The organism is Catenisphaera adipataccumulans (genome assembly GCF_014202755.1).
Lineage (GTDB): Bacteria > Bacillota_I > Bacilli_A > Erysipelotrichales > Erysipelotrichaceae > Catenisphaera > Catenisphaera adipataccumulans.
This window is the reverse complement of sequence record NZ_JACHHK010000001.1, coordinates 285,583-307,921: the sequence shown is the minus strand read 5'-3', so window position 1 is coordinate 307,921 and position 22,339 is coordinate 285,583. Positions and strand designations below refer to the sequence as shown.

Below are 22,339 nucleotides of genomic sequence, written 5' to 3'. Positions count from 1 at the left end.
ATGAACGAATTGGAAGAAATGTATCAGACAATTTTGGACCGCAAAGCCAATCCGGAAGAAGGAAGCTACACGACGTATCTTTTTGAAAAAGGCGAAGAGAAGATATTGAAAAAAGTCGGAGAAGAATGCACAGAGGTGATCATCGCCGCTTTGCATCAGACAAAAGCAGATCAGGTCAATGAGATCAATGACTTGTTATATCATGTCCTGGTGCTGATGGCGGAAAAAGGCATCACGCTGGAGGATGTCAATAAAGTGGTCGCGCAGCGGAATGCTAAGACGCACAATTTAAAACCAGAACGAAAACCAATCACCAGATATTAAAAAAATTTACAGAAAATTTTCATAGTTTTCCGAAAAATTAACAGACTTTTCCATCCGGCTTGCAGGCCGGATTTTTTATGCTAAGATGAAGATGAACAAAGAAAGATGGTTATAACAGAGAGGTAAAAAAATCTCTGTGAGATCCATGGTTCTCTGGGCACATCAAAAAAATGGAAACATCCTGATGAGAGAAAGTAAGAATTGAGATATTCCCAAAATTGAGATCAGGGTGACAGAAAACGAAATCGAAGGCAAGATATCGATGAAATGAAAGAACTCAGAATAATAAAAAGGAATGTTCTTGATAGGTGATTCGAAAAAACCGGTTGATTTCTAAAAAATGGAAACATCCTGACGGAAAGAAGGTACGAATTGAGATATTCCGAAAATGAAGGTCAGGGTGATAAAAAAAGAAAGATCCAAGGCAAGATATCGAAGTGATGAAGGAACTCAAATTAAGAACAGGCATGTTCCTGATAGGGATTTCGAAAAAACCGAAGGATCAGAAAAAAAAGGGTACATCCTGATTAAGAGTAGAGGAGATCGAAGTATAAAAATCAGGGTGAGAAATCAGGCGAGCGTGATAAATCGTAAATAAAAAAGGAAGCCTGATCGGATGTGCAGAAAAAAATCGACGGTAGGTCGAAGCGATGGTACAAGATCCGTAAGAGAGTAAGAAAAAGAGTCTGAAGAAAAGCGGACAATAAAAACAAATCGCATTTACAAAAAGAAAAAACAGAGACATGGAAATAACATAAAGAGCCGGTCAATAAAAGGCCGGTTCTTTTATTATGCTCAGACGTAAGCAAAATGTATTTTGTGGTATGATATATGTGCTTTATAAGGAGGAATCGGAATGCAGACAAAGGATCCGATCGGTGTCTTTGATTCCGGTATGGGCGGTGTGACCGTTGTTCATACGCTGCATCGTCTGCTGCCGCACGAAGACATTCTGTTTGTCGGCGATTCAAAATATAATCCATACGGAACCAAGACCAAGGCGGAGATCACAGCTCGCTGTATATCGATCTGCGATGCTTTGATCCAGCGCGGTGTGAAAGCCATTGTCATTGCCTGCAATACGGCGACCAGCGCGTGCGTACCGCTGCTGCGGGAACGTTATGATATCGATATCATCGGGATGGAGCCGGCACTGAAACCGGCATGTGAAGCCGGCCCCCATCAGAAAATAGCCGTATGGGCGACGAACTTTACCTTGAAAGAAAAAAAGTTTGCGGATTTGATGCAGCGTTTTGAAAATGAACATACGATCTACAAAGAGCCATGTCCGGACTTGGTGCAGTTGGTGGAACAGGACCGTCTGGATCAAAAAGACGAAATCGACACGGCGCTGCGGGCGCATATTGCTTATCATCCGGATGTCGACAGCATCGTCCTGGGCTGTACACATTATGTATTCTATCGGCAGGCGCTGACGAAAATTTTGGGCAGCCGGGTTCGTTTGATCGACGGCAATGAGGGGACGGTCTTACACGTCAAGGATCTGCTGGCGCAGAAAAACCTTCTCAATTTATCCGGGACCGGACAGATCGAATGGAAGGATACATTAGCCGGCAAGGAAGCATTATGCCGATCCTTGTTTGAAAGATTGGAGGAATCGAAATGAAAACTTGGAATTATAACGAAGAACAGCGAAAGGAAATCGAGTCGCTGGCAGAAGATTATATGGCTTTCATTTCTGCAGGCAAGACGGAACGGCGCTGCGCGAAGATGGCCATTGAACAGGCAGAACAGGCCGGTTACCGCAATTTAGCAGATGTGATCCAGAATCATGAGACACTGTCTGCCGGCGATAAGGTTTATGCCTGTCAGATGAATAAATCCGTTGTGCTGGTGAACATTGGCACGGATCCGATCGAATCGGGCATGAATATTTTAGGTGCCCATATTGACAGTCCGCGGCTGGATCTGAAGCAGCATCCGCTGTATGAAGAAGATGATCTGGCTTTATTGGATACACATTATTATGGCGGGATCAAAAAATATCAGTGGGTCACGATCCCGCTGGCAATCTATGGGGTCGTATGTAAAAAAGACGGCTCGGTCGTCGATATCGCGATCGGCGATCAGGAAGATGATCCGGTCTTTGTGATCAGTGATTTATTGATCCACTTTGGTGCGGAACAAATGCAGAGAAAAGCGACCGAAGTGATCGAAGGGGAAAATCTGAATGTTACGTTTGGTTCGATGCCGCTGCAAGGTGAATCAGAACAGGCGGTCAAGGCAAATATCCTGCAGATCTTAAAAACGAACTATGGGATCGAAGAAGAGGATTTTATTTCGGCAGAACTGGAAGCCGTACCGGCCGGCTGCGCCCGGTCATGCGGCTTAGACCGCTCTATGGTTTTAGGCTATGGTCATGATGACCGCATTTGTGCGTATACGTCGCTGCGGGCGTTTTTGGAAACCGAAACGGTTGACCGCACGGCGGTGTGCCTGCTCGTCGATAAAGAAGAAGTGGGCAGTCAGGGCGCAACGGGCATGCAGTCCAAGTTTTTTGAAAACGTCGTGGCTGAAGTGATGAATGCCTGCGGTGTCTATGATGAACTGCGGCTGAAGCGTGCTTTGATCCATTCAACCATGCTTTCCAGCGATGTCTGTGCCGCCCATGATCCAAATTATCCGGATATTTCCAGTCCGAACAACCAGCCGCGTTTTGGCGGCGGCATCGTTTTAAACAAATATACCGGTGCCCGCGGCAAGAGCGGCTGCAACGATGCGAACGCCGAATATATCGCCAAACTGCGTGCGGTCATGGAACAGGGCCAAGTCAAATGGCAGACCGGCGAATTGGGCAAGGTCGACCATGGCGGCGGCGGTACCATTGCGTATATCCTGGCCAATTACGGCATGCAGGTGATCGACTGCGGCGTGCCGCTGCATAATATGCATGCTCCGCATGAGCTCGCCAGCAAGGCAGATATTTATGAAGCACGCAATGGTTATGCGGCTTTCTTGAAGTATATGAAGTAGGAATCGTGCAGCGATTCCTTTTTTTTGATAAGATAAGGGAAGCAGCGAGGTATAGGAATATGGAAAAGAAACAGATCACACTGGTTGCGACTGATTTAGACGGAACATTTTTAAATTCGGAAAAGAAGGTAACGGATCTGAATCGGGAAGCGATCCATCGTCTGAAAGAAAAAGGGATTTTATTCGGCATTGCGTCCGGCCGGCCGATCGATACGATCCGGCCGATGATCGCCGATTGGCAAATTGAAAAAAGCGTGAGTTTTATTGTCGGCATGAACGGCGGCGTTTTATACGATGTCCGCCGCCGTGAGAAAGAAGAATATCATTTGATTCCGGGGGCAGCCTGCCTGAAAGTGTATCATTTTTTCAAAGACCTGGATATCACGTTCCAGATCACGGTCGGACCGACGTGCTACACGAATCATTCGACCGAAAAAAACCGGGCACGTTCGCGCATTTTCGGTGAATACGAGATCGAAGTGGATCTGGAAGAATTTCTGAAAAATCGCGATGTGAATAAAATGATCCTGCATTTTAATGCAGATTATATGCCAGTGATCAAAGAACGGGCGGCTAAATTCCGCGATCACCGTGTGGTCGGCTTTGCCACTGCCGATGATTTATTTGAATATGTGGATCCGGCGATCAATAAAGGATTCGGGATCCGGAAATTGGCGAAGCACTATGGCACGGATCTAAGCAACATCGTGGTGTTCGGCGATGCCCCGAACGATCGGGAAATGATCGAGATCGCGGGCACCGGTGTCTGTATGAAAAATGGCTCGGAAGAATCCAAACGGGTCGCGGATTATATCACACCAGAGACCAATGACGACAGTGCGGTCGGCCGTTTTATCATGAAACATATTATGGAGAATGCGTATGTCAACATGGGATAAGATTTATTGTGAATTATGTGAGAATATTTTAGATCACGGTGTCCAGGTCTCCAACCGGACCGGAATTGATACGATCAAACTGCCGGCGGCGTATTTTCATCTGGATGTCGGCAAGGAATTTCCGATCCTGACGACCAAACAACTGTTTATCCGTCAGGCGGTCACAGAGATGTTATGGATCTATCAGGCGCAGTCCAACGATGTGCGCTGGCTGCAGGAACGAAACGTGCATATCTGGGATTTGTGGGAAATTGATGAAAACGGCGACTGGAAGGATGAAAAGACCGGTGCCGTGCTGAAGCACTTTGATCCGAGCTATGCGCATACGATCGGTACGGCGTATGGCTATATCGTCCGTAAATTCGGCTTGATCGACCGATTGATCGACAGCCTGAAGAACACACCGGGAGACCGACGCCGGGTCATGTCGCTGTGGCAGGATGACTATCTGGATACGGCCGTTCTGCCAAGTTGTGTCTGGAGCAGCGAATGGGATATCACGGACGGCAAACTAAATGCCTGGGTCCATCAGCGCAGCTGTGATGTACCGTTAGGTCTGCCGTTCAATGTGACGCAGTATGCGGTCTTACTGAAGATGCTGGCGCAGGTGACCGGTCTGCAGACCGGCTCGCTGTACTGGTCGATCAAAGATGCGCATATTTATATCAATCAGATCGACGGGATCAAAGAACAGCTGGAACGGTTCCATACGCAGGGAGACTTACCGGCACCGACGTTGTGGCTGAATCCGGAAATCACGAATTTCTATGATTTTACGATGAAGGACATCAAGTTGGAAAATTACCAGCACATGGGAAAGATCCGTTTCCCGCTGGCGCAGTAGGCGGTGTCTATGAAGTTTGATCAAGTGACATTGGTGGCCACTGATCTGGACGGAACCTTTCTTGATCCGGATCATCAGGTGACCGAAATCAATCGTGAAGCGATCCGCCGGCTGAAAGAAAAAGGAATTCTGTTCGGGATCGCGTCCGGCCGCCCGATCGATACAGTTCGGCCGATGATCGCCGACTGGGGCATCGAAAAAAGCGTGAGCTTTATTGTCGGTATGAACGGCGGTGTGCTGTATGATGTCCGCCGTCGTGAAAAGGAAGAATATTATTTGATCCCCGGCGATGCGTGTCTGAAGGTCTATCATTTCTACAAAGATCTGGATGTGGTTTTTCAAGTGATCATCGGGCCGACGTGTTATACAAATGTTTCGACTCCGGAAAGTCGGGCAAAACAACTGGAGTTTGGTGAATACGAGATCGAAGTAAACATGGAGGAATTCCTAAAAAATCGGGATGTAAATAAGATGGTCCTGCATTTTGATCCGTCATATATGCCGGTCATTGAAAAGCGCGCGGCAGCGTTCCGGGATAATCGTGTCGTTGGTTTTGCGACTGCCGATGATTTTTATGAATACGTGGATCCGGCCGTCAATAAAGGCTTTGGGATCCGGCAGCTGGCCCGTCATTATGGTACGGATCTGAAGCATATTGTCGTGTTCGGCGATGCGCCGAATGATCGGGAAATGATCCAGATCGCGGGCACGGGCGTATGCATGCAGAATGGGTCGGTAGCGGCAAAACGGGCAGCGGACTATATTACACCGGAAACCAATGCAGACAGTGCGGTCGGCCGTTTTTTGATGAAACAGATCATCGAAAACGATGCCGTGAATAAATAGAATAGGTGAAAGATATGAAATTGATCATGATTGCGGCAGTCGGAGCGAATCGGGAACTGGGAAAAGACAACGATTTGATCTGGCGGCTGCGGGAAGATATGAAATATTTTAAGGAGCACACGATCGGTCATCCGATCGTGATGGGGCGCAGGACATATGAGTCCCTGCCGCATTTACTGCCGCGGCGCAAGCACATTGTGATCTCGCGGTCGCATCCGGTGCTGCCGGATGAGGTCGTGTTATATTCCAGCGTGGATGCGTTCGTGGAGGCATATAAGAATAAAGATGAAGAAATCTATGTGATCGGCGGGGCTTCCATTTATCAGCAGCTGCTTCCGTATGCGGATGAATTGCTGCTGACGGAGATCGATGCTTCAGCTGATGCGGATGTGTATTTTCCGCAGTTTGATGCGTATCGATATAGACGGACCGTGGAATATACGGCAGAGGAACAGGGCATTCAATTTGCGCATGTGCGTTATGAAAGGAAGCGAAAAAAATGGATCGTTTAATTGCGATGGATCTGGATAATACGCTTCTGACTTCGGCCAAGACGATTTCGCCGGCTTCGTTGGAAGCGCTGCAGATGCTGAAAGCAGACGGCGTGATCATTGGACTGGTTTCCGGCCGGAGCATGTGGTCGCTGCAGCAGGATATCAGCCGCTGGCAGGTGGAACCGCTGGTCGATTTTCTGCTCGGCAGCAACGGCGGCGTGTTCTGTGATCTGAAAACCGGGGAAGAGATCAATCGTTATCGTCTGGAAAGCAATAAAGCAAAAGCTGTGCTGGATTTTTATCAGAATGTCGATTGGGTCGCCCGGTGCATCGTGGACGGCGCGACGCGGTATACGGAACATTTGGATGAAGCGATGCGGAAAGATTCGGAAATCTATCACGAATTGCCGGAAGAAACAGACCTATATGCATATTTGCGGAAACACGATACGGTCGATAAGATCCTGCTGATGTTTGATGCCGCACGTTTAACTGAGATGGAACGTTCTGCGAAACAAATACCCGTAGAAGGAATCAGCTCGTATTCATCGGCAGCCAATTTATACGAATTCTCACACAAACTGCGCAATAAGGGCACAGGCCTGCAGTATGCGGCAGAACATTTCCATGTTCCGATGGAAAATGTTTGGGCATTCGGCGATGCGACCAATGATCTGGCGATGATCGAAGCGGCCGGACACGGCATCTGTATGGCCAATGGCTATGAGACCGTGAAACAAAAAGCCGATGATGTAACACGTTATACCAATGATGAAGATGGCCTGGCCCGTTATGTACAAGCGCATATGTTGGAGGCGGGTGCATGATCAAGCTGATTGCGACCGATTTGGATGGCACCTTTCTGCGGGCCGATAAAACAGTATCTGATTTTAATCATCAGGCCGTCCGGGCAGCCGTTGATCAGGGGATCCTGTTCGGGATCGCATCGGGCCGCCCGTTGGAAACGACACTGAACATGATCGATCAGTGGGGCATGACAAAAGAGATCCGTTTTCTGATCGGCATGAACGGCGGCGTGGTATATGACACAGAAACCAAAACAGCGGACCGGAACTATCTGCTGGATGAAAAAACCATCGATGCGATCATGGACCACTTCAAAGGACAGCCGGTTTGTTTCCATATCAAGATCGGTGTGGACCGCTACTCGAATTATTCTACCCCGGCAACGGTCAAGGATGCCCTGCGGTATGGAGAACATGAGCATCTGGCTGATTTATATGAATTGATGAAAGGCAAAAGAGTCCACAAGATCAATATTGTCTGCCGGCAGCCTGAGGCGATGGCACAAGTGATGGCTTGTGCCGATGCATTCCAGGATCCGGGCGTCGTTCATTTTCAGACCCAGCCGGGAATGATCGAATTCGTGGATGTTCATGTGAATAAAGGCATGGGCCTGCAGCGGATCGCCGACCATTTTGGCATTCCGATGACAGAGACGCTGGCATTCGGCGATGCATCGAATGATTATGCGCTGTTGGAAGCAGCCGGTCTTGGCGTTTGTATGAAAAACGGCGATGCCGCTTGTAAACGGATCGCCGATGTGGTGACGCCGCAGACCAATGAAGAAGATGCGGTCGGTCACTATATTTTCGATCATGTCCTGAATGCGGATGCGTAAGCATTCGCTTTTTTATGCTTCATTTTCAAAATCCACGATGCGCTGTACTTTTGGTTTTGAACGACATTCCGGGTTGAAGGTAACAGACAAATATTCTTTGAGCATTTCTTTGGCCAGCTGGATACCGATCACTTGCGAGCCCATGGTGATGATATTGGCATTGTTGGAAAGCTGGGCGCGCTGTGCCTGATATACATCGTGTATGCAGGCGGCATAAGCTCCTTTGACTTTGTTTGCGGCAATAGAGACGCCGATGCCCGTTCCGCACAGCAGCACCCCGCGGTCGTATTTTCCATCTACGACTGCCTGAGCTACACGGAAGGCAACGTTGGCGTAAATGGGATCATCGGAACCAAGATCCGTCACTTCGTGGCCGAGTTCTTTTTCGGCATAGTCCATTAATTGTTTTTTAAATTCAGCAGCGTTCGGGTCACATCCAAATACGATTTTCATATTGATCTCTCCTTTTATTATAAATAGTCTTTCATTTCTTTCAGTGATTCATAAATACATGTTGGTTCAACATCGGATTCGGCCACCGTCTGCATATCGGCTTCGCCGGTCAGCACGAGGAATCCTTTCGCACCGTTGTTGACGCCGGTGGCAACATCGGTATAAAGACGGTCTCCCACAAAGCCCATATTTGCGGGCGGACAGCCGGTGATCGCTGTGATCATCTCCACTGTTTCTTTCCATGGCTTTCCTAAGAAGCGCGGTTTGACACCGGTGGAGTCGGTGATCAGACTGCACATCGCGCCGCAGTCGGGCATAAAGCCATCTTCGGTCGGACAGTTGGTATCCATATGCGTTGCGATAAACGGGACCCCGTTTCGTACATAGCGGCAGATCTTATCGAGTTTTTCATAAGTCAGTGTCGTATCAAAACTTTGGACCGCTACATCTGGATCCTCGTCAACAAGGTGCAGGCCTTTAGCTTTCCAGTTTTCTTCCAGCAGCGGGGTGCCGTTTAAGTAGATCCGGGCACCTGGGTAATTTTCCTGCAGAAATTCAGCGGTCACGTCGCCGGCGGTGACAATCCGGCTTTCTTCGACTTTCAGTCCCATTTTAGCGAGCTTTTGAACATAGAAGGACGGCACGCGGGAGGCATTATTGGTAAAGAAAATATAGTCCCGGTCCGGCAGGGCATCGACTTGGCGGATAAAATCCAGCGAGCCATTGATCAGCTTGCTGCCTAAATAGACCGTGCCGTCCATGTCGAGAACGAACAGCTTGATATCGTCTAAGGCTTTATCTTTTGGTAACATCGTGCGCTCTCTTATCCGTAGATTTCCGTTGTGATTTCATCCGCAATTTGTTCCAGTCGGCCGTTGTCCATCGCAAACTTCAGAACAGAATAACGCGGGCGGACTTTGTAGCCTTCCATCAGGCTCGCATGAAACAGCTCTTTGGAAATGCCGATGTCCTTTGGAGTGACCGGAGCGCCGGCATCACGAAGCAGTTTTTCAATTTCTTCATGCGGCGGGCACAGCTGACCGGTGCCTTCCGGCAGAATGTCCGAAAGTTTTTCGAAAAAGCGGGCGATGACCGGTGTGGCGGTACCCACCTGCGTACCGTGATGGATCGGATTCAGACCGCGGGCAATGTAGTCCATTTCCCAGTAATGCGAAAGCATGTGTTCTGCACCGGAAGCCGGGCGGGAAACGCGGACCAGAGCCATCGCTACTCCGGTCAGGATCAAGGCCTCGATCAGTGCATTGATGGCATCTCCATCGCGCTGCGGCAGTTGATCAGATTTTTCGAAGCATTTATTCAGGGCGCGCCGTACCAGTTCCACCGTCGTTTCACAACGGTATTCACCGGTCACTTTGACGGATAAATCCCAGTCTGTCAGGGCAGTGATCTTGCCGACGACATCGCCGAATCCTGCCTGGATCAGTTCCTGCGGGGCGAGCTTCATGATATCGGTATCACAGATGACCGCATAAGCCAGATGAGCGGGATAGGAAATTTTCCGTCCGGCGGACATTAACGGGGCCCCGTCGGAAACATAGCCGTCCATCGACGGTGCCGTGCCGACGATCATATACGGCATTTTTGTCCGGCAGGTAACGTATTTACAGGAATCGTTGAGGGAACCGCCGCCGACCGCAATGATCAATTTTGTATCGGCTTCGATTTCCTGCAGGATGCGTCCGACGACGCTTTCATCCGGAATAAGAATGTCGCTGCCGCGGTCAAAGTACAGTTCTTTGATGTTGAAACCAGCGTCGGTCAGCAGGTCGCGGGCTTGTTTGCCGGCAGCTTTGAACGTGTTGTTATCGTAAACCATCAGGATCTGTCCGTCTTTGAACGGGGCGGCAAATTCCGGCAGTTTTTGAATAGCGCCAGGACCGACCGCGAGATCGTGAATTTCGAAATTGTGATGGCGGCCGCAGGAGCAGTCAAATTCTGTCTGGGCCATTTCATTGATGTTCAGGTTCAGTATTTCGTTCATGATATCCTCCTTGTTTGTCTTTCACTTTTCAGCTGTATCTTATCAATTCAAAAAATAAAGACAAGGAAGATCAGTCTGAACAAATGTATAAATAAACGAATGCTCAAAAAATGCTGAACGAAATTTCAATGAGGAGGATGAAAAGAAATATTGTTCTTTAAATTGTTTTCTAAAATGCATTGAACAGAATTTCTGAAACAAGCAAGATAGAAAATCTGTTCGTGTTTGATTTTATAAAAAATATTTGAACAAATTTTCTGAAAGAGCATGATACAGAAAATTTGTTCAAGGCAGATTTCAATCAAAAATGAGGGTCAAGAATAAAAAAAGATGCCTTTCGGCATCTTAATTTCCCATGGTGGACCCTTAGGGATTCGAACCCTAGACCCACTGATTAAGAGTCAGTTGCTCTGCCAACTGAGCTAAGGGTCCGTGCTTGATTATATTATCATGGTTTGAAATTGAATGCAACTGAAAATCTGTTTTGACAGCGGAAAAAAAGCCATCGATACAATTCGGTCGATCTGCTGGAAAAATTGACGTTTCGATCCATCAATATTGAGTACAATAGAAGTATAGAAACGAGATGATTCATATGATAAAAGGAGCTATCATGGTTCCGCATCCGCCGGTCATTGTATCGGAAGTCGGACGCGGCGAAGAAAAACAGGTTCAGGCTACGATCGATGCCTATCATCAAGCTGCCCGTGCTCTCGCTTCCTGGCAGCCAGATACGATCATTTGTATCTCGCCGCATGCGGAAATGTATCGGGATTATTTTCAAATTTCACCAGGTAAAGAAGCCCGTGGGGATTTTGCTCGCTTTGGGGCAAAGTCTGTGTCGTTTCATGTAGAATATGATGAAGAATTGGTCGATGCCATTTGTCAGATGTGTGCTGAGCGCAAGTTTCCGGCCGGCAAAGAATATCCGCAGGACGATCGGCTGGATCATGGCACGATGGTCCCGCTGTATTTTATCAATCAATATTGGACCCACTATAAGCTCGTTCGTCTGGGATTGTCCGGTCTGCCGCTGGAAAAGAATCTGGAACTTGGGCAGATCATCCAGGCTTGTGCCGATCGATTGGATCGACGCACAGCCGTTATTGCCAGCGGTGATCTGTCCCACCATGTCAATGCGAACAGTCCATATGGACCGACCAAGGAAGGCCCCGAGTATGAACGGGAAATCATGGATGTCATGGGCAAGGGAGAGTTCAGCCGTCTGCTTGATTTCTCCAATTCGTTCCGCCGGCGGGCCGGTGAATGCGGTCACGGTTCCTTTACGATCATGTCCGGTATTTTAGATGGTTATCCTTACGATGTGCAGTGTCTCAGTCATGAAGATATCTTCGGTATTGGCTATGGTGTCTGCATCTATCCATGCCGCGATCCTTACGTAGATCTGGCTGTGCGCGCGGTCCATGCTTATGTGACGGAACGAAAGACCATCGATCCGCAGGGACCTTATGAAATGATGCAGGAACAGGCGGGCACCTTTGTGTCCATTCATGAACATGGCCGTCTGCGCGGCTGTATCGGCACGTTCATGCCGACGAAGTCCAATATTGCCTCGGAGATCATTTCCAATGCGGCGCATGCCGCCACACGGGATCCGCGCTTTTTTCCGATCGAACCAAAGGAGCTCGATGACTTAGAGATATCGGTGGATGTGCTCGGTCATTTGGAACCGGTTGATTCATCGGATCAGCTGGATGTGAAGCGTTACGGCATCCTGGTTTCCGATCCGTACGGACGCCGAGGCTTGTTGCTGCCGGATCTGGACGGTGTCACTTCGGTCCGGCAGCAGATCGCGATCGCGATGCAGAAAGCGGGCATCGAAGATGAGGAAGGCTTGAACATTCAGCGTTTTGAGGTCGTTCGTCATGAAATGTGATTTGTGTTTTCATGCCTGCGAGCTCAGCGAAGGACAGACAGGATTCTGTCGTGCGCGCACGAACCGCAGCGGGCGGAACATCCCCGGAAATCATCATCGCTGGACCGCGGTCGCTTTGGATCCGATCGAGAAAAAGCCGCTGGCTCGTTTTCATCCCGGATCGATGATCCTTTCGGTCGGTTCCTTCGGATGCAATCTGCGCTGTCCGTTCTGCCAGAATGCTTCGATATCGATGACCGATCAGGCCCCGACTAAAACCTTGAGTCCGGAAGAACTTGTGCAGTTGGCTGAACGATACCGCGGCTCCGGCAATATCGGCATTGCTTTTACGTACAATGAACCGCTGCTTGATTTTGAATCGATCATCGAAACCGGCAGACTGCTCCATGAACATGATATGGTTTGTGTGTTGGTCAGTAATGGTTGTTTTTCGCAGAAAGTATTGCGCGCCATTGCTCCGTATGTGGATGCCATGAACATCGATCTGAAGGGTTTTACGGATTCTTATTATGATTGGTGCCAGGGCGATCTGAACATGGTCAAGGACTGGATCACACATGTCACGTGTCATTTGGAAGTAACGACATTGATCGTGCCGGGAAAGAACGATTCACCGGAACGAATGGCAGCGGAGGCGGCCTGGCTTGCTTCTGTGAATGAGAATATCGTGCTGCATGTGACGCGCTATTTTCCGCGTTATCATTGTGATATACCGGCCGCTCCGGTCCGGCAGATCTATGAACTGGCGGATGTGGCACGCCGTTATCTGAAATATGTATATACTGGAAATTGTTGATCATGATCCAAAATGTCATTCATTGAACCCATGTGTAAAATACATGGGTTTTTAGATGCTCTTTCGGCCGTTATATTTCTATTGACACATCCCGTATGAAGTTACATATTTTTCACATCAGATGTGAAAAATATGTAACATTGAAAGGACTGGGAGAATTGAGAGACAATGTATCTTTAATTGAAATTGTAGCAACGAAAATTTTATTCGCAGTACTTTTTGCGTTGATTTACTGGATGTGGGTGCGAAGCAGTTATGATGAAGGTTCTGCCGCAGTTGGACGGGCTATTTCAGCAGCCGCAATTTTTCTGCTTTTTGTTCATTACTGGCGGATCCAGAAGTATAAGAAAGAACGCTTTGATGAAATGGCGGAACAGAATCTCAAAAGGTGTGATGCCATCTGCCTGAAAATTCTGACGGTTTTTTCCTGTCTGATCGCACTGGTGGGCGGTACGTTTGCGCATATTTCATTGAATGCCGCGTATATGATGGGATGGGCCATCGTTGCTTCCTTATTGTTTCTGTCCGTGCTGCGGACCATTCTCTTTCTGATCATGGACAAGAAAGGCGCATAAAATGGCATTGAAAACCAGGATCCGGGAATACAGGGAAAAGGCAGGCATGAAACAGAGCGAACTTGCCGAACTGGTCGGCGCCAGAAGAGAGACGATCGGACATCTGGAGAACGGGAAATACAATCCTTCTCTGAAGCTTGCCATGGCGATCGCCAAAGTGTTTCATGTAACGGTGGAGGATCTTTTCGAATTTACCGAAGACTGATCAATCCTGCATTGTCGGCGAGTATTTTAATGAAGGAAATTTCAGAAAATCCGCTTTACAGTCAGAATGGATTATGGTAAAGTAAACGAGCAAGGAAATGGAAAGTCAGAAGCACCCCTTCTCACCTGATGTTTTTTGAAGCATGGGTTTATGCCAATTCTCTCAATGAGCAGAAGAATGAAACGGGTGCATACTGCGCCCGTTTTCTTTTGATAAAAAGGTAGGTGTCAAATATCAATAATCGAAAAGTAGCCCCAAATAACGTAAACAGAGACTTGTTTAACGAGAAAATTCCATTTCGTGAAGTATTGGTCATCGATACAGATGGAACACAATTGGGTGTCATGCCAAAGAGAAAAGCTCTGGACTATGCAAGAAATAAAAATTTAGATTTACTTTGTGTAGCGCCGAAAGCGAAACCTCCGGTTTGTAAAGTGCTGGATTACGGACGCTATCACTTTGAGCAGCAGAAGAAAGCCAAAGAAACCAAGCGTAAGCAGCATGTTGTGGAAATGAAATCATTGCGTTTATCTCCGGTAGTCGATACTCATGACTTTGATACGAAAGTGCGTCATGCGCAGAAATGGATCGGTCAGGGGATGAAAGTGAAGATTGATATGCGATTCCGCGGTCGGCTGATCACGCGTCAGGAAGTCGGCCGGAAAATTATGAATGATTTTATTGATGCGTTATCGGATATCGCCGTTGTGGAAAAACGCCCGAAACTGGAAGGCAACACAATGTCGGTGACGTTATCGCCGAAAAAAAAGTAAGGAGGATATCACAATGCCTAAAATGAAAAGCCACAGAGGACTTGCCAAACGTGTGAAAAAGACAGGTTCCGGACAGCTGAAAAGATCTCACGCGTACACTTCGCACCGTTTCCACGGAAAAACGAAGAAACAAAGACGTCATTTAGCCAAACCGGCTATGGTCGATAAGACAGACTACAAGCGTATCAAAGACATGCTTGTGAAGTAATAAGAGGAGGAACGAAGAATGGCAAGAGTAAAAGGCGGAACCGTTACACGCGCCCGCAGAAAGCGCGTCATCAAGCTGGCCAAAGGTTACTTCGGCTCGAAGCATACAATTTATAAAACCGCAAACGAGCAGGTTATGCACTCGTTCAAATATGCATACAACGATCGTCGTAAATTAAAGGGAAATATGCGTCGTCTGTGGATCGCCCGCATCAACGCCGCTGCCCGCATGAATGACTTATCGTATTCCCGTTTGATGCATGGACTGAAACTGGCAAACATCGATATCAACCGAAAAATGTTGAGTGAAATGGCCATCCATGATCCGGAAAGCTTCACGAAGATCTGCGATGAAGCCAAAGCGGCTTTAAACTAAGAAAAAAGATACCCGTTTTCAATGAAAACGGGTTTTTTTATGCATGATCCATGACGGATGTTTAATAAGCCGAATAGCCTGCTTTTGAGATCCACTGCTGTACTTTGATCCGGTCGATGGGCTGTTTCGCCAGAACGGTAACTTGTTTGTCGGCTAATTTCGCTTTGGCGAAAAAACCGTCATGGGCATTGACCGCATTCTCTACCCGGATCTCACAATTTTTACAGTGCATATCCGCGATGCGGAAAGATTCCTCGTATGGATAGTTTTGTTTTTCTTTATCTTTTACTTTAATGCGTTTGACCGGTTCCGATGCACCGCCGCAGCATCCAGTACGCATTTTTCGTTTTGCCTGACGTAAACCGAAGATGACCGCAAGCGCGATCAAGGCCGCAATAAGAATTGTGCTCATTTCACTCACCCCAATGTCAGAATACGCAGGAAGTTGAGAATTGTCAATTAGGAATTTAATAAGACTAATAAAAATTAGATAAATAAAATTTATAGTTGACAGGACGAGTTAGTTAAATTAAACTGTAGATGTTAGATAAAGCTAACAGGAGGTGCGTATGCCGCTTACCTATGCAGAAATGAACAAACTTTATACGGTCAAACGGGTGACCGGTAAAGATGAAGTACGGGCCCATTTGGCAACGTTAGGATTTGTGGAAGGCAGTCAAGTCAAGGTCATTCAAAGTATTGATGGAAACTTAATTGTGGATATAAAAGGAGTGCGTGTGGCCTTGGATGAATCATTGGCAAGACGCGTGCTGGTATAGAAAGGGATGATTGAATGACATTGAATGAAGTGAAAGTAGGAAATACGGTCCATATCAAAAAATTGAACGGCAGCGGACCGACGAAACGCCGCATCATGGACATGGGGCTGACCAAAGGCAGCGAAGTCTATGTACGTAAAGTGGCACCGTTAGGAGATCCAATCGAACTGACTGTCCGCGGCTACGAATTATCGATCCGTAAAGCAGATGCGGCATGGGTCGAAGTGGAACAGTAAAGAAGGGAAAGAGAATATGATCATTGCACTTGCAGGAAATCCAAACAGCGGTAAAACAACGCTGTTCAATAACCTGACCGGCGGCAGTCAATATGTCGGCAACTGGCCGGGCGTCACGGTAGAGAAAAAAGATGGAAAATTGAAAGGCCATCCGGATGTAACGATCCAGGACTTACCGGGCATCTATTCGTTATCTCCATATAGTCTGGAAGAAGTCGTTGCCCGGCAGTATTTGGTGAATGAGAAACCGGATGCGATCATCAATATCATCGACGGCACGAACATCGAACGAAACTTATACTTAACAACACAATTGTTGGAGCTGGAAATTCCGATGATCCTGGCCATTAATATGATTGATTTGGTCCGTAAAAACGGCGATCAAATCAATGTCAAAAAATTAGAAAATGACTTGGGCTGCAAAGTCATCGAAATGAGTGCTTTGAAAGGGGAAAATGCCTTGGAAGTGGCAGAAGCAGCCATCCAAATGGTCCAGGAACATACAGGCATTCCTCAGAACCCACATGTTTTCACCGGTTCTGTGGAGCATGCCCTGGCTCATATCGAAGAATCCATTGAACCGATCGTCGGCTCCAAAGGATTACGCTGGTTTGCGGTCAAAGTCTTCGAACGAGATGAACGAGCCATCCGGGAGATGGGGTTATCCAAAGAAATATTGGATCATGTCGAATCACATATCAGAGACTGCGAAAAAGAATTAGATGACGATGCGGAAAGTATCATCACCAGTCAGCGCTACGATTACATTGCCAAAGTGATGCTGGAATGCGTGAAAAAGAAGCGGGCGCGCGGGGAACTTTCCGTTTCCGATAAGATCGATAAAATCGTTACGAACCGGATCTTAGGCTTGCCGATCTTCTTTGCGATCATGTGGTTTGTCTATTATGTTTCGGTTTCGACATTAGGTACATGGATGACCGACTGGACCAACGATGTCTTGTTCGGGGAAATCATTCCGCCGGCGGTATCCACATTCTGTGAAAGTGTCGGGATGGCAGGCTGGCTGGAGAGTCTGATCGTGGACGGCATCATCGGCGGTGTCGGTACGGTGCTTGGCTTTGTGCCGCAGATCTTATTGATCTTCCTGTTCCTTGCGATCTTGGAAGACTGTGGATATATGGCGCGGATCGCCTTTGTCCTGGGCCGGATCTTCCGCCGCTTCGGCTTGTCCGGCAAGAGCTTCATTCCGATCCTGATCAGTACCGGCTGCGGCGTGCCGGGCATCATGGGAACGCGGACCATTGAGAATGAAAAAGACCGCCGGATGACGATCATGCTGACGACATTCATCCCGTGTTCCGCAAAAACCGAAATTATCGCCATGATCACGACTGAGTTTTTCCCAGGCAATGTATGGGTAGCCTGGAGCATGTGGGTCTTGAGCTTCCTGGTGATCATCTTCTCCGGCATCGCTTTGAAGAAAACGAAGCTTTTTGCCGGCGAAACGGCCCCGTTTGTCATGGAGCTGCCGGCTTATCACTTCCCGAGCGGAAAAAATGTAGCTTTGCGGGTATGGGACCGCGGCAAACACTTTATCGTAAAAGCCGGAACCATTATCTTCTCAATCGTTGTCATCGTTTGGTTCCTGGAAAGCTTCAGCTGGAGCCTGCAGCTCCTCGATCCGGAAACACAGCTGGATCAAAGCATCCTGGCTTCGATCGGCGGTGCGCTGGCATGGATCTTTGCGCCGCTGGGATTTGGCAGCTGGCAGGGAACCGTAGCGATCATTACAGCTGAAATGGCCAAGGAAACCGCAACGTCAACGGTTGTGATGCTGGCGGGAAAAGCAGGTATCACATCGCTGTTTACACCAATCGCTGCCTTGTCATTCATGGCAATGAACTTATTCGATCCGCCGTGCATTGCAGCAATGTCCGCATGCATGCGTGAGATGGGCGACCGGAAATGGGGCTGGATCGCCATCGGCTACCAGTTCATGTTGGGTTATTGCTTATCGTTGGTGATTTATCAAATGGGTTCCTGGCTGTTCTACGGAGCAGCGTTCGGTTTCGGACAGATCGTAGCCATTGTCATTATCGTAGCTGCGCTGTACTTCATTTTCCGGCCGGTGCCGCAGAAACAAATCAATACGCAGACTGCGGAAGCATAATTTTTTCCGATTGGTTGAGATTGTGGTATATTGAAACTGGAGGTAGATACATATGTCAACAGTCATCACGATGATCGTGATAGCGATTCTGTTTATATTGGCCGTCCGGCATGTTATCCAGCATGGTGCATGCGATGAAGACTGCAGCCACTGCGGACATATGTGTTCGGCCAAGGGCGGTGAAACGCTCTATGAAAGATATCGCAAAGATCATCCCAAAAAAATAACGAACACGGCAGAATAGTTCTATTCTGCCTTTTTCTATAGGAGGAATTATGTTTCAGAAGTATGCGGATTTATTGATCAAAAATGGACTGAACGTGAAAAAAGGACAGCTGGTGATCATCAGTGCCCCGGTGGAAACGGCAGACTTTGTGCGCCTGCTGGTCAAGACGGCATATCAGAACGGTGCCGGCCGTGTGATCGTGCGCTACCGCGATGAGCAGGTGGATCACTTGAATTATTTACATGGTGATCTGACCGTGATGGCCCATGAATCGCTTTTTTATAATGAAACCAGTGAACAAGGCGCTTGTTACCTGACACTTGTCGGCGATGATCCGGCTTTGATGAAAGATGTGGATGCATCGATCATTGCTGCACGGCAGAAAACGTTTCGCCAGGCGACGAAACCGTATCGCCGCCGTCTGGATACGATGCACAATCAGTGGTGCATTGCCGCGGCAGCCGTTCCGGCATGGGCAAAGGCGGTCTTCCCGAACAGCAGTCAGCCGACCGAAGATTTATGGAATGCGATCTTTCAGGTTTCCCGCGTTACCGAAGACTGGCAGGATCGGCGGCGTCAATTTGAACAGCGCGTAAAGGCGTTGAATCGATTAAATATTGAATCGCTTCATTATCAGAATGCCGCTGGTACGGATTTAATCGTGAAGCTGCCGGAGGATTATCTTTTTGCGGGCGGCGGCAGCACCTTGACAGACGGCACCTACTATTTCCCAAATATTCCGACCGAAGAAGTATTTGCGGCCCCGCATAAAGACGGCATCGACGGCGTTCTGGTCAGCACACGGCCGCTGGTCCACAACGGGGCGACGATCGACGATTTTCGATTTACGTTCAAGAACGGCCGGGTCGTTGACTATGATGCGAAAGTCGGCAAAGAGGTACTGACCAGTATATTAGATACGGATGAGGGGGCGCGTTCGATTGGTGAAATTGCGCTTGTACCGTATGATTCACCGATTTCCGAGATGAATACGATTTTCTATGAAACTTTGATCGATGAAAATGCATCGTGCCACTTTGCGCTGGGACAATCGTATGGAGAATGTTTGAAAAACGGTTTGACAATGTCGGAGGATGAACTGAAGGCCCATGGATTGAATCAATCGCTGGTGCATGTAGATTTTATGGTCGGCAGTGCGGATCTGCGCATTGAAGCAAAAACACGTGACGGAAAAAAAGTGCCAATATTTGTAAACGGAACGTTTGATTCCTACATAACTGCGTTTGACGAATAGCGTGAATGTAAGTAAAATAAACATATAATGGGGGGAGATTATGGCCAACGATTCTAAGGGAAAAAAGCGCAGTGCGTTGGAGGAATTAAAACGACTGCAGGAAGAAGATAAATATTCATCTTTGCAGATCGAAGAACCTGAGCTGAAAGATTTTGATGCCCATACGGTATTTGATGTCGATCAGACAGGCGATCATAAACAGAAAAGAAGATCATTTCGCATTGGCAAGCGTACGCAGCACCAGCGTGTACGTGTCAATTCCAGCGAATTAGAAAATAAACATGTACGATTTGAAGACATCACCCTGGCTGATACAGTAGATGATGTCGAAGAACCGATCGAAGCTGAAACGTATGAAGAAGCGGAAGAAGCTGTCCGCCGTGTGAAACAGCCGGAGATGGTAAAAGAACCAGAACCAGCAGCTGAAGAACCGGCTGCAGAAGAAGAGCCGGAAGCACCGGCAGCCTCTGAAGAAGTTTCTGAACCATCCATCGCTGAGGAAGAAATCACAGCAGCTGAAAAACCGGCAGAAGAGATACCGGAACCATCGGCCGTTCAAGAGGAGCCGGAGAAAGAAATCGAAGCAGCGGCAGAAGAAACGATCCGTGAAACCGCAGAAGAGCCTGCGGCTCAGCCAGAAGCCGAAGAGGAACCGGAACCGATTGCTCAAGAAGAACAAGAGACCGCTGAGGTTGAAGAAACGATAGAAGAAGTCCCGGAACCATTAGCTGCTCAAGCAGAGCCGGAGACAGAAACCGAACCGTCTGCCGAAGCAGCGGCAGAAGAAATGATCAATGAAACCGCGGAAGAACCTACAGTTCAGCCGGAAGCCGAAGAAGAACCGGAACCATTGGTTACCGAGGAACCAGAGACAGAATCTGTGATGGAAGCGGAAGCAGAACCGGAGGAAGGATCGGTCGTTGAATCGGTTCAAATCGTGGATGCCCGTCAGCAACCGTTGTTTATACCGGATCAAGAGAAACCGGCAGAAGATGCCATCACAATGGATCAAATCGAGGTACAGGAAGAACTGGAATCTGCACCGGATGAAATCTCGCTGAAAGAAGTCGAGGTCGAAGAAGAGCAGCCAGAAGAATCTTATGTGCACGAACTGGATGCCGACGAAGAAGAGGAAGCAGATGTACTGACCGCACAGCCAATGACGGATGCACAGGAACCGGAACCCGTTGAACCGGAGACAGAAATTGAACCGTCTGCTGAAACGGTGACAGAAGAAACGGCTGAAGTACCAGAACAGACTGCGGAGCCGATCGAAGCGACAGAGCCGGAAACGGATGTGGAAATTCGTGAAGAAACAGCAGAAGAAACAAGTCCGGAACCGGCAGAAGAACCGGTGAAACCGGAACTGAGTGCCGCAGATATCATCGATGACGACAACATCGAAGTGGAATACGATGACGATGACTTCGATGATGACGAAGAGGATGAAAGCGAAGACGACGAAGATTTGTATGAAGACCGTAAGAAATTCTTATTGTCTGAATATGAAAAAGAAGAACAATACCTTGAAGACAAATCACTGGAAGGTTATCACTTTACCAGCCGTCACGGTAAGAACTTCTACTTCCGTCAAGGTACACCGAAGAATTACTACTATCGGATCAATTACTATAAAGATGAGCCGTCCGATGAGGAAAAGAACCGTTGGACAAACGACGGCTGGACCGTTATCGAACGCTGGCCAAGCAAAAATAAAAAGGAAGCCGGCTGGTTCGTTTTACGGAATGAAGAAATTCCGGGCCAATACCGAAAAGACATTTTCAATGAAGAAGAGAAGTTTGCCTTCTTCCGTAAATATGCCAGCTCCACACGGTCGACCTTGTATCTGATCTTTATCGTCATGGCCGTTTGTGTGATTTCCTTCTTCATTTCACGCTCATATCAGGCACCAAACATCTGGTACTATGCGATCTGTGTTCTGGTCTTTGTATTGGCGCTGATCTTCTTTGTGATCTATCTGCGCATCTATAACAACGCCAAGCGTGTGTCCAGAAAACTGCGCGCCCGTCTGCGCGTACGCAGCAGTCAGATCAACCTGGAAGATCAGGGACAAGATCGTGAAAGCGATGAAGATCTGAAAAAAGAATGGGACGAAATGAATCAAAAAGAACAATAAAATCAGCGGCTGAAAAAGCCGCTTTTTTAAGGAGGACGAACCATGATCAATGCGCTGCTTGTCGCATGCGGCGGCGGTTTTACTACTTTCTCATCGTTTGCGGCAGAAAGCACGGATCTGATGAAAAGCGGGCATACTGTTCTGGCATTGTGCTATATTTATGCCAGTATCATCATTGGTGTCGTCGCAGTATTTGCGGGTGAAAAAATATCATTGTAAATAAACCAACATGAAAAAAAGACCGAATG

Annotated in this window: 27 protein-coding genes and 1 tRNA gene; 23 read left to right on the top strand and 5 right to left on the bottom strand. The window is 47.9% G+C overall.

Going from position 1 to position 22,339, the window contains the following annotated elements:
• The 9 genes from hisE to HNQ47_RS01655 all read left to right on the top strand — a co-directional run bounded on the left by hisE (position 1) and on the right by HNQ47_RS01655 (position 8,043).
• The gene (gene hisE / locus HNQ47_RS01695) at positions 1–324 is read left to right on the top strand and encodes a phosphoribosyl-ATP diphosphatase (RefSeq protein ID WP_183326891.1); all 324 of its coding nucleotides are present in this window, start codon (positions 1–3) and stop codon (positions 322–324) included.
• An 856-nt stretch (positions 325–1,180) separates the two neighbouring features.
• On the top strand, positions 1,181–1,951 hold the full coding sequence (gene murI, locus HNQ47_RS01690; protein WP_183326889.1) for a glutamate racemase: 771 nt from the start codon (positions 1,181–1,183) through the stop codon (positions 1,949–1,951).
• Positions 1,948–3,318 carry an aminopeptidase gene (locus tag HNQ47_RS01685; RefSeq protein ID WP_183326888.1) on the top strand — a complete coding sequence of 457 codons (1,371 nt, stop codon included), beginning with the start codon at positions 1,948–1,950 and terminating at the stop codon, positions 3,316–3,318. The genes murI and HNQ47_RS01685 overlap by 4 nt, the downstream gene beginning before the upstream one ends.
• A gap of 59 nt (positions 3,319–3,377) precedes the next feature.
• On the top strand, positions 3,378–4,217 hold the full coding sequence (locus HNQ47_RS01680) for a Cof-type HAD-IIB family hydrolase (RefSeq protein ID WP_183326886.1): 840 nt from the start codon (positions 3,378–3,380) through the stop codon (positions 4,215–4,217).
• Positions 4,201–5,061, top strand: a complete 861-nt coding sequence (thyA, locus tag HNQ47_RS01675; RefSeq protein ID WP_183326884.1) for a thymidylate synthase — start codon at positions 4,201–4,203, stop codon at positions 5,059–5,061. Before HNQ47_RS01680 ends, thyA begins: the two co-directional genes overlap by 17 nt.
• A 9-nt stretch (positions 5,062–5,070) precedes the next feature.
• Entirely contained in the window at positions 5,071–5,907 is an 837-nt protein-coding gene (locus tag HNQ47_RS01670; protein WP_183326882.1) for a Cof-type HAD-IIB family hydrolase, read from the top strand.
• A gap of 14 nt (positions 5,908–5,921) precedes the next feature.
• Positions 5,922–6,419 carry a dihydrofolate reductase gene (locus HNQ47_RS01665; RefSeq protein WP_183326880.1) on the top strand — a complete coding sequence of 166 codons (498 nt, stop codon included), beginning with the start codon at positions 5,922–5,924 and terminating at the stop codon, positions 6,417–6,419.
• On the top strand, positions 6,407–7,228 hold the full coding sequence (locus HNQ47_RS01660; RefSeq protein WP_183326878.1) for a Cof-type HAD-IIB family hydrolase: 822 nt from the start codon (positions 6,407–6,409) through the stop codon (positions 7,226–7,228). Before HNQ47_RS01665 ends, HNQ47_RS01660 begins: the two co-directional genes overlap by 13 nt.
• Entirely contained in the window at positions 7,225–8,043 is an 819-nt protein-coding gene (locus HNQ47_RS01655; protein ID WP_183326876.1) for an HAD family hydrolase, read from the top strand. Before HNQ47_RS01660 ends, HNQ47_RS01655 begins: the two co-directional genes overlap by 4 nt.
• Positions 8,044–8,055: 12 nt before the next feature.
• Here the strand turns inward: HNQ47_RS01655 and HNQ47_RS01650 are convergent, their stop codons facing one another.
• The 4 genes from HNQ47_RS01650 to HNQ47_RS01635 form a co-directional block, all read right to left on the bottom strand.
• A complete protein-coding gene (locus HNQ47_RS01650; protein WP_183326874.1) occupies positions 8,056–8,496 on the bottom strand; it encodes an RpiB/LacA/LacB family sugar-phosphate isomerase in 441 nt (146 codons plus the stop codon).
• A gap of 17 nt (positions 8,497–8,513) precedes the next feature.
• Positions 8,514–9,308 (bottom strand): HAD-IIA family hydrolase, encoded by a 795-nt coding sequence (locus HNQ47_RS01645; RefSeq protein ID WP_183326872.1) that lies wholly within the window; start codon positions 9,306–9,308, stop codon positions 8,514–8,516.
• Between the two features lie 11 nt (positions 9,309–9,319).
• On the bottom strand, positions 9,320–10,498 hold the full coding sequence (locus HNQ47_RS01640) for a sn-glycerol-1-phosphate dehydrogenase (protein ID WP_183326870.1): 1,179 nt from the start codon (positions 10,496–10,498) through the stop codon (positions 9,320–9,322).
• 356 nt (positions 10,499–10,854) lie between these two features.
• Positions 10,855–10,930 (bottom strand) — tRNA-Lys (locus HNQ47_RS01635).
• Between the two features lie 163 nt (positions 10,931–11,093).
• Between HNQ47_RS01635 and amrA the strand changes: the two genes are divergently transcribed.
• From amrA to rplT, 7 genes are all read left to right on the top strand, one after another.
• A complete protein-coding gene (amrA, locus tag HNQ47_RS01630) occupies positions 11,094–12,395 on the top strand; it encodes an AmmeMemoRadiSam system protein A (RefSeq protein ID WP_183326868.1) in 1,302 nt (433 codons plus the stop codon).
• Positions 12,385–13,191 (top strand): radical SAM protein, encoded by an 807-nt coding sequence (locus HNQ47_RS01625; RefSeq protein ID WP_183326865.1) that lies wholly within the window; start codon positions 12,385–12,387, stop codon positions 13,189–13,191. The genes amrA and HNQ47_RS01625 overlap by 11 nt, the downstream gene beginning before the upstream one ends.
• Positions 13,192–13,286: 95 nt before the next feature.
• Positions 13,287–13,766, top strand: a complete 480-nt coding sequence (locus HNQ47_RS01620; protein ID WP_221247927.1) for a hypothetical protein — start codon at positions 13,287–13,289, stop codon at positions 13,764–13,766.
• Between the two features lies 1 nt (position 13,767).
• Positions 13,768–13,971, top strand: a complete 204-nt coding sequence (locus tag HNQ47_RS01615; RefSeq protein ID WP_183326861.1) for a helix-turn-helix transcriptional regulator — start codon at positions 13,768–13,770, stop codon at positions 13,969–13,971.
• Between the two features lie 224 nt (positions 13,972–14,195).
• Positions 14,196–14,744, top strand: a complete 549-nt coding sequence (gene infC / locus HNQ47_RS01610) for a translation initiation factor IF-3 (protein WP_183326859.1) — start codon at positions 14,196–14,198, stop codon at positions 14,742–14,744.
• A gap of 13 nt (positions 14,745–14,757) precedes the next feature.
• Positions 14,758–14,952 carry a 50S ribosomal protein L35 gene (gene rpmI, locus HNQ47_RS01605; protein ID WP_183326858.1) on the top strand — a complete coding sequence of 65 codons (195 nt, stop codon included), beginning with the start codon at positions 14,758–14,760 and terminating at the stop codon, positions 14,950–14,952.
• 18 nt (positions 14,953–14,970) lie between these two features.
• Positions 14,971–15,327 (top strand): 50S ribosomal protein L20, encoded by a 357-nt coding sequence (rplT, locus tag HNQ47_RS01600; RefSeq protein WP_183326856.1) that lies wholly within the window; start codon positions 14,971–14,973, stop codon positions 15,325–15,327.
• Positions 15,328–15,388: 61 nt separating this feature from the next.
• Here rplT and HNQ47_RS01595 read toward each other — a convergent pair whose 3' ends face one another.
• On the bottom strand, positions 15,389–15,739 hold the full coding sequence (locus HNQ47_RS01595) for a heavy-metal-associated domain-containing protein (RefSeq protein ID WP_183326854.1): 351 nt from the start codon (positions 15,737–15,739) through the stop codon (positions 15,389–15,391).
• Between the two features lie 157 nt (positions 15,740–15,896).
• Between HNQ47_RS01595 and HNQ47_RS01590 the strand changes: the two genes are divergently transcribed.
• Genes HNQ47_RS01590 through HNQ47_RS01560 form a run of 7 tightly spaced genes read left to right on the top strand, consistent with a single transcriptional unit; the run spans position 15,897 to position 22,310 of the window.
• On the top strand, positions 15,897–16,106 hold the full coding sequence (locus HNQ47_RS01590; protein ID WP_183326852.1) for a FeoA family protein: 210 nt from the start codon (positions 15,897–15,899) through the stop codon (positions 16,104–16,106).
• 14 nt (positions 16,107–16,120) lie between these two features.
• On the top strand, positions 16,121–16,342 hold the full coding sequence (locus HNQ47_RS01585; RefSeq protein WP_183326851.1) for a FeoA family protein: 222 nt from the start codon (positions 16,121–16,123) through the stop codon (positions 16,340–16,342).
• Positions 16,343–16,358: 16 nt separating this feature from the next.
• On the top strand, positions 16,359–18,473 hold the full coding sequence (gene feoB / locus HNQ47_RS01580) for a ferrous iron transport protein B (protein WP_183326849.1): 2,115 nt from the start codon (positions 16,359–16,361) through the stop codon (positions 18,471–18,473).
• A gap of 52 nt (positions 18,474–18,525) precedes the next feature.
• Entirely contained in the window at positions 18,526–18,717 is a 192-nt protein-coding gene (locus tag HNQ47_RS01575; RefSeq protein WP_183326847.1) for a hypothetical protein, read from the top strand.
• 31 nt (positions 18,718–18,748) lie between these two features.
• On the top strand, positions 18,749–19,954 hold the full coding sequence (locus tag HNQ47_RS01570; protein ID WP_183326845.1) for an aminopeptidase: 1,206 nt from the start codon (positions 18,749–18,751) through the stop codon (positions 19,952–19,954).
• A gap of 40 nt (positions 19,955–19,994) precedes the next feature.
• Positions 19,995–22,091, top strand: coding sequence for a DUF2812 domain-containing protein (locus HNQ47_RS01565; protein ID WP_183326842.1), 2,097 nt, complete (start codon positions 19,995–19,997; stop codon positions 22,089–22,091).
• Positions 22,092–22,133: 42 nt separating this feature from the next.
• Complete coding sequence (locus HNQ47_RS01560) at positions 22,134–22,310, top strand: fluoride efflux transporter FluC (RefSeq protein WP_183326840.1); 177 nt, start codon at positions 22,134–22,136, stop codon at positions 22,308–22,310.
• The last annotated feature ends 29 nt before the right edge of the window (positions 22,311–22,339 follow it).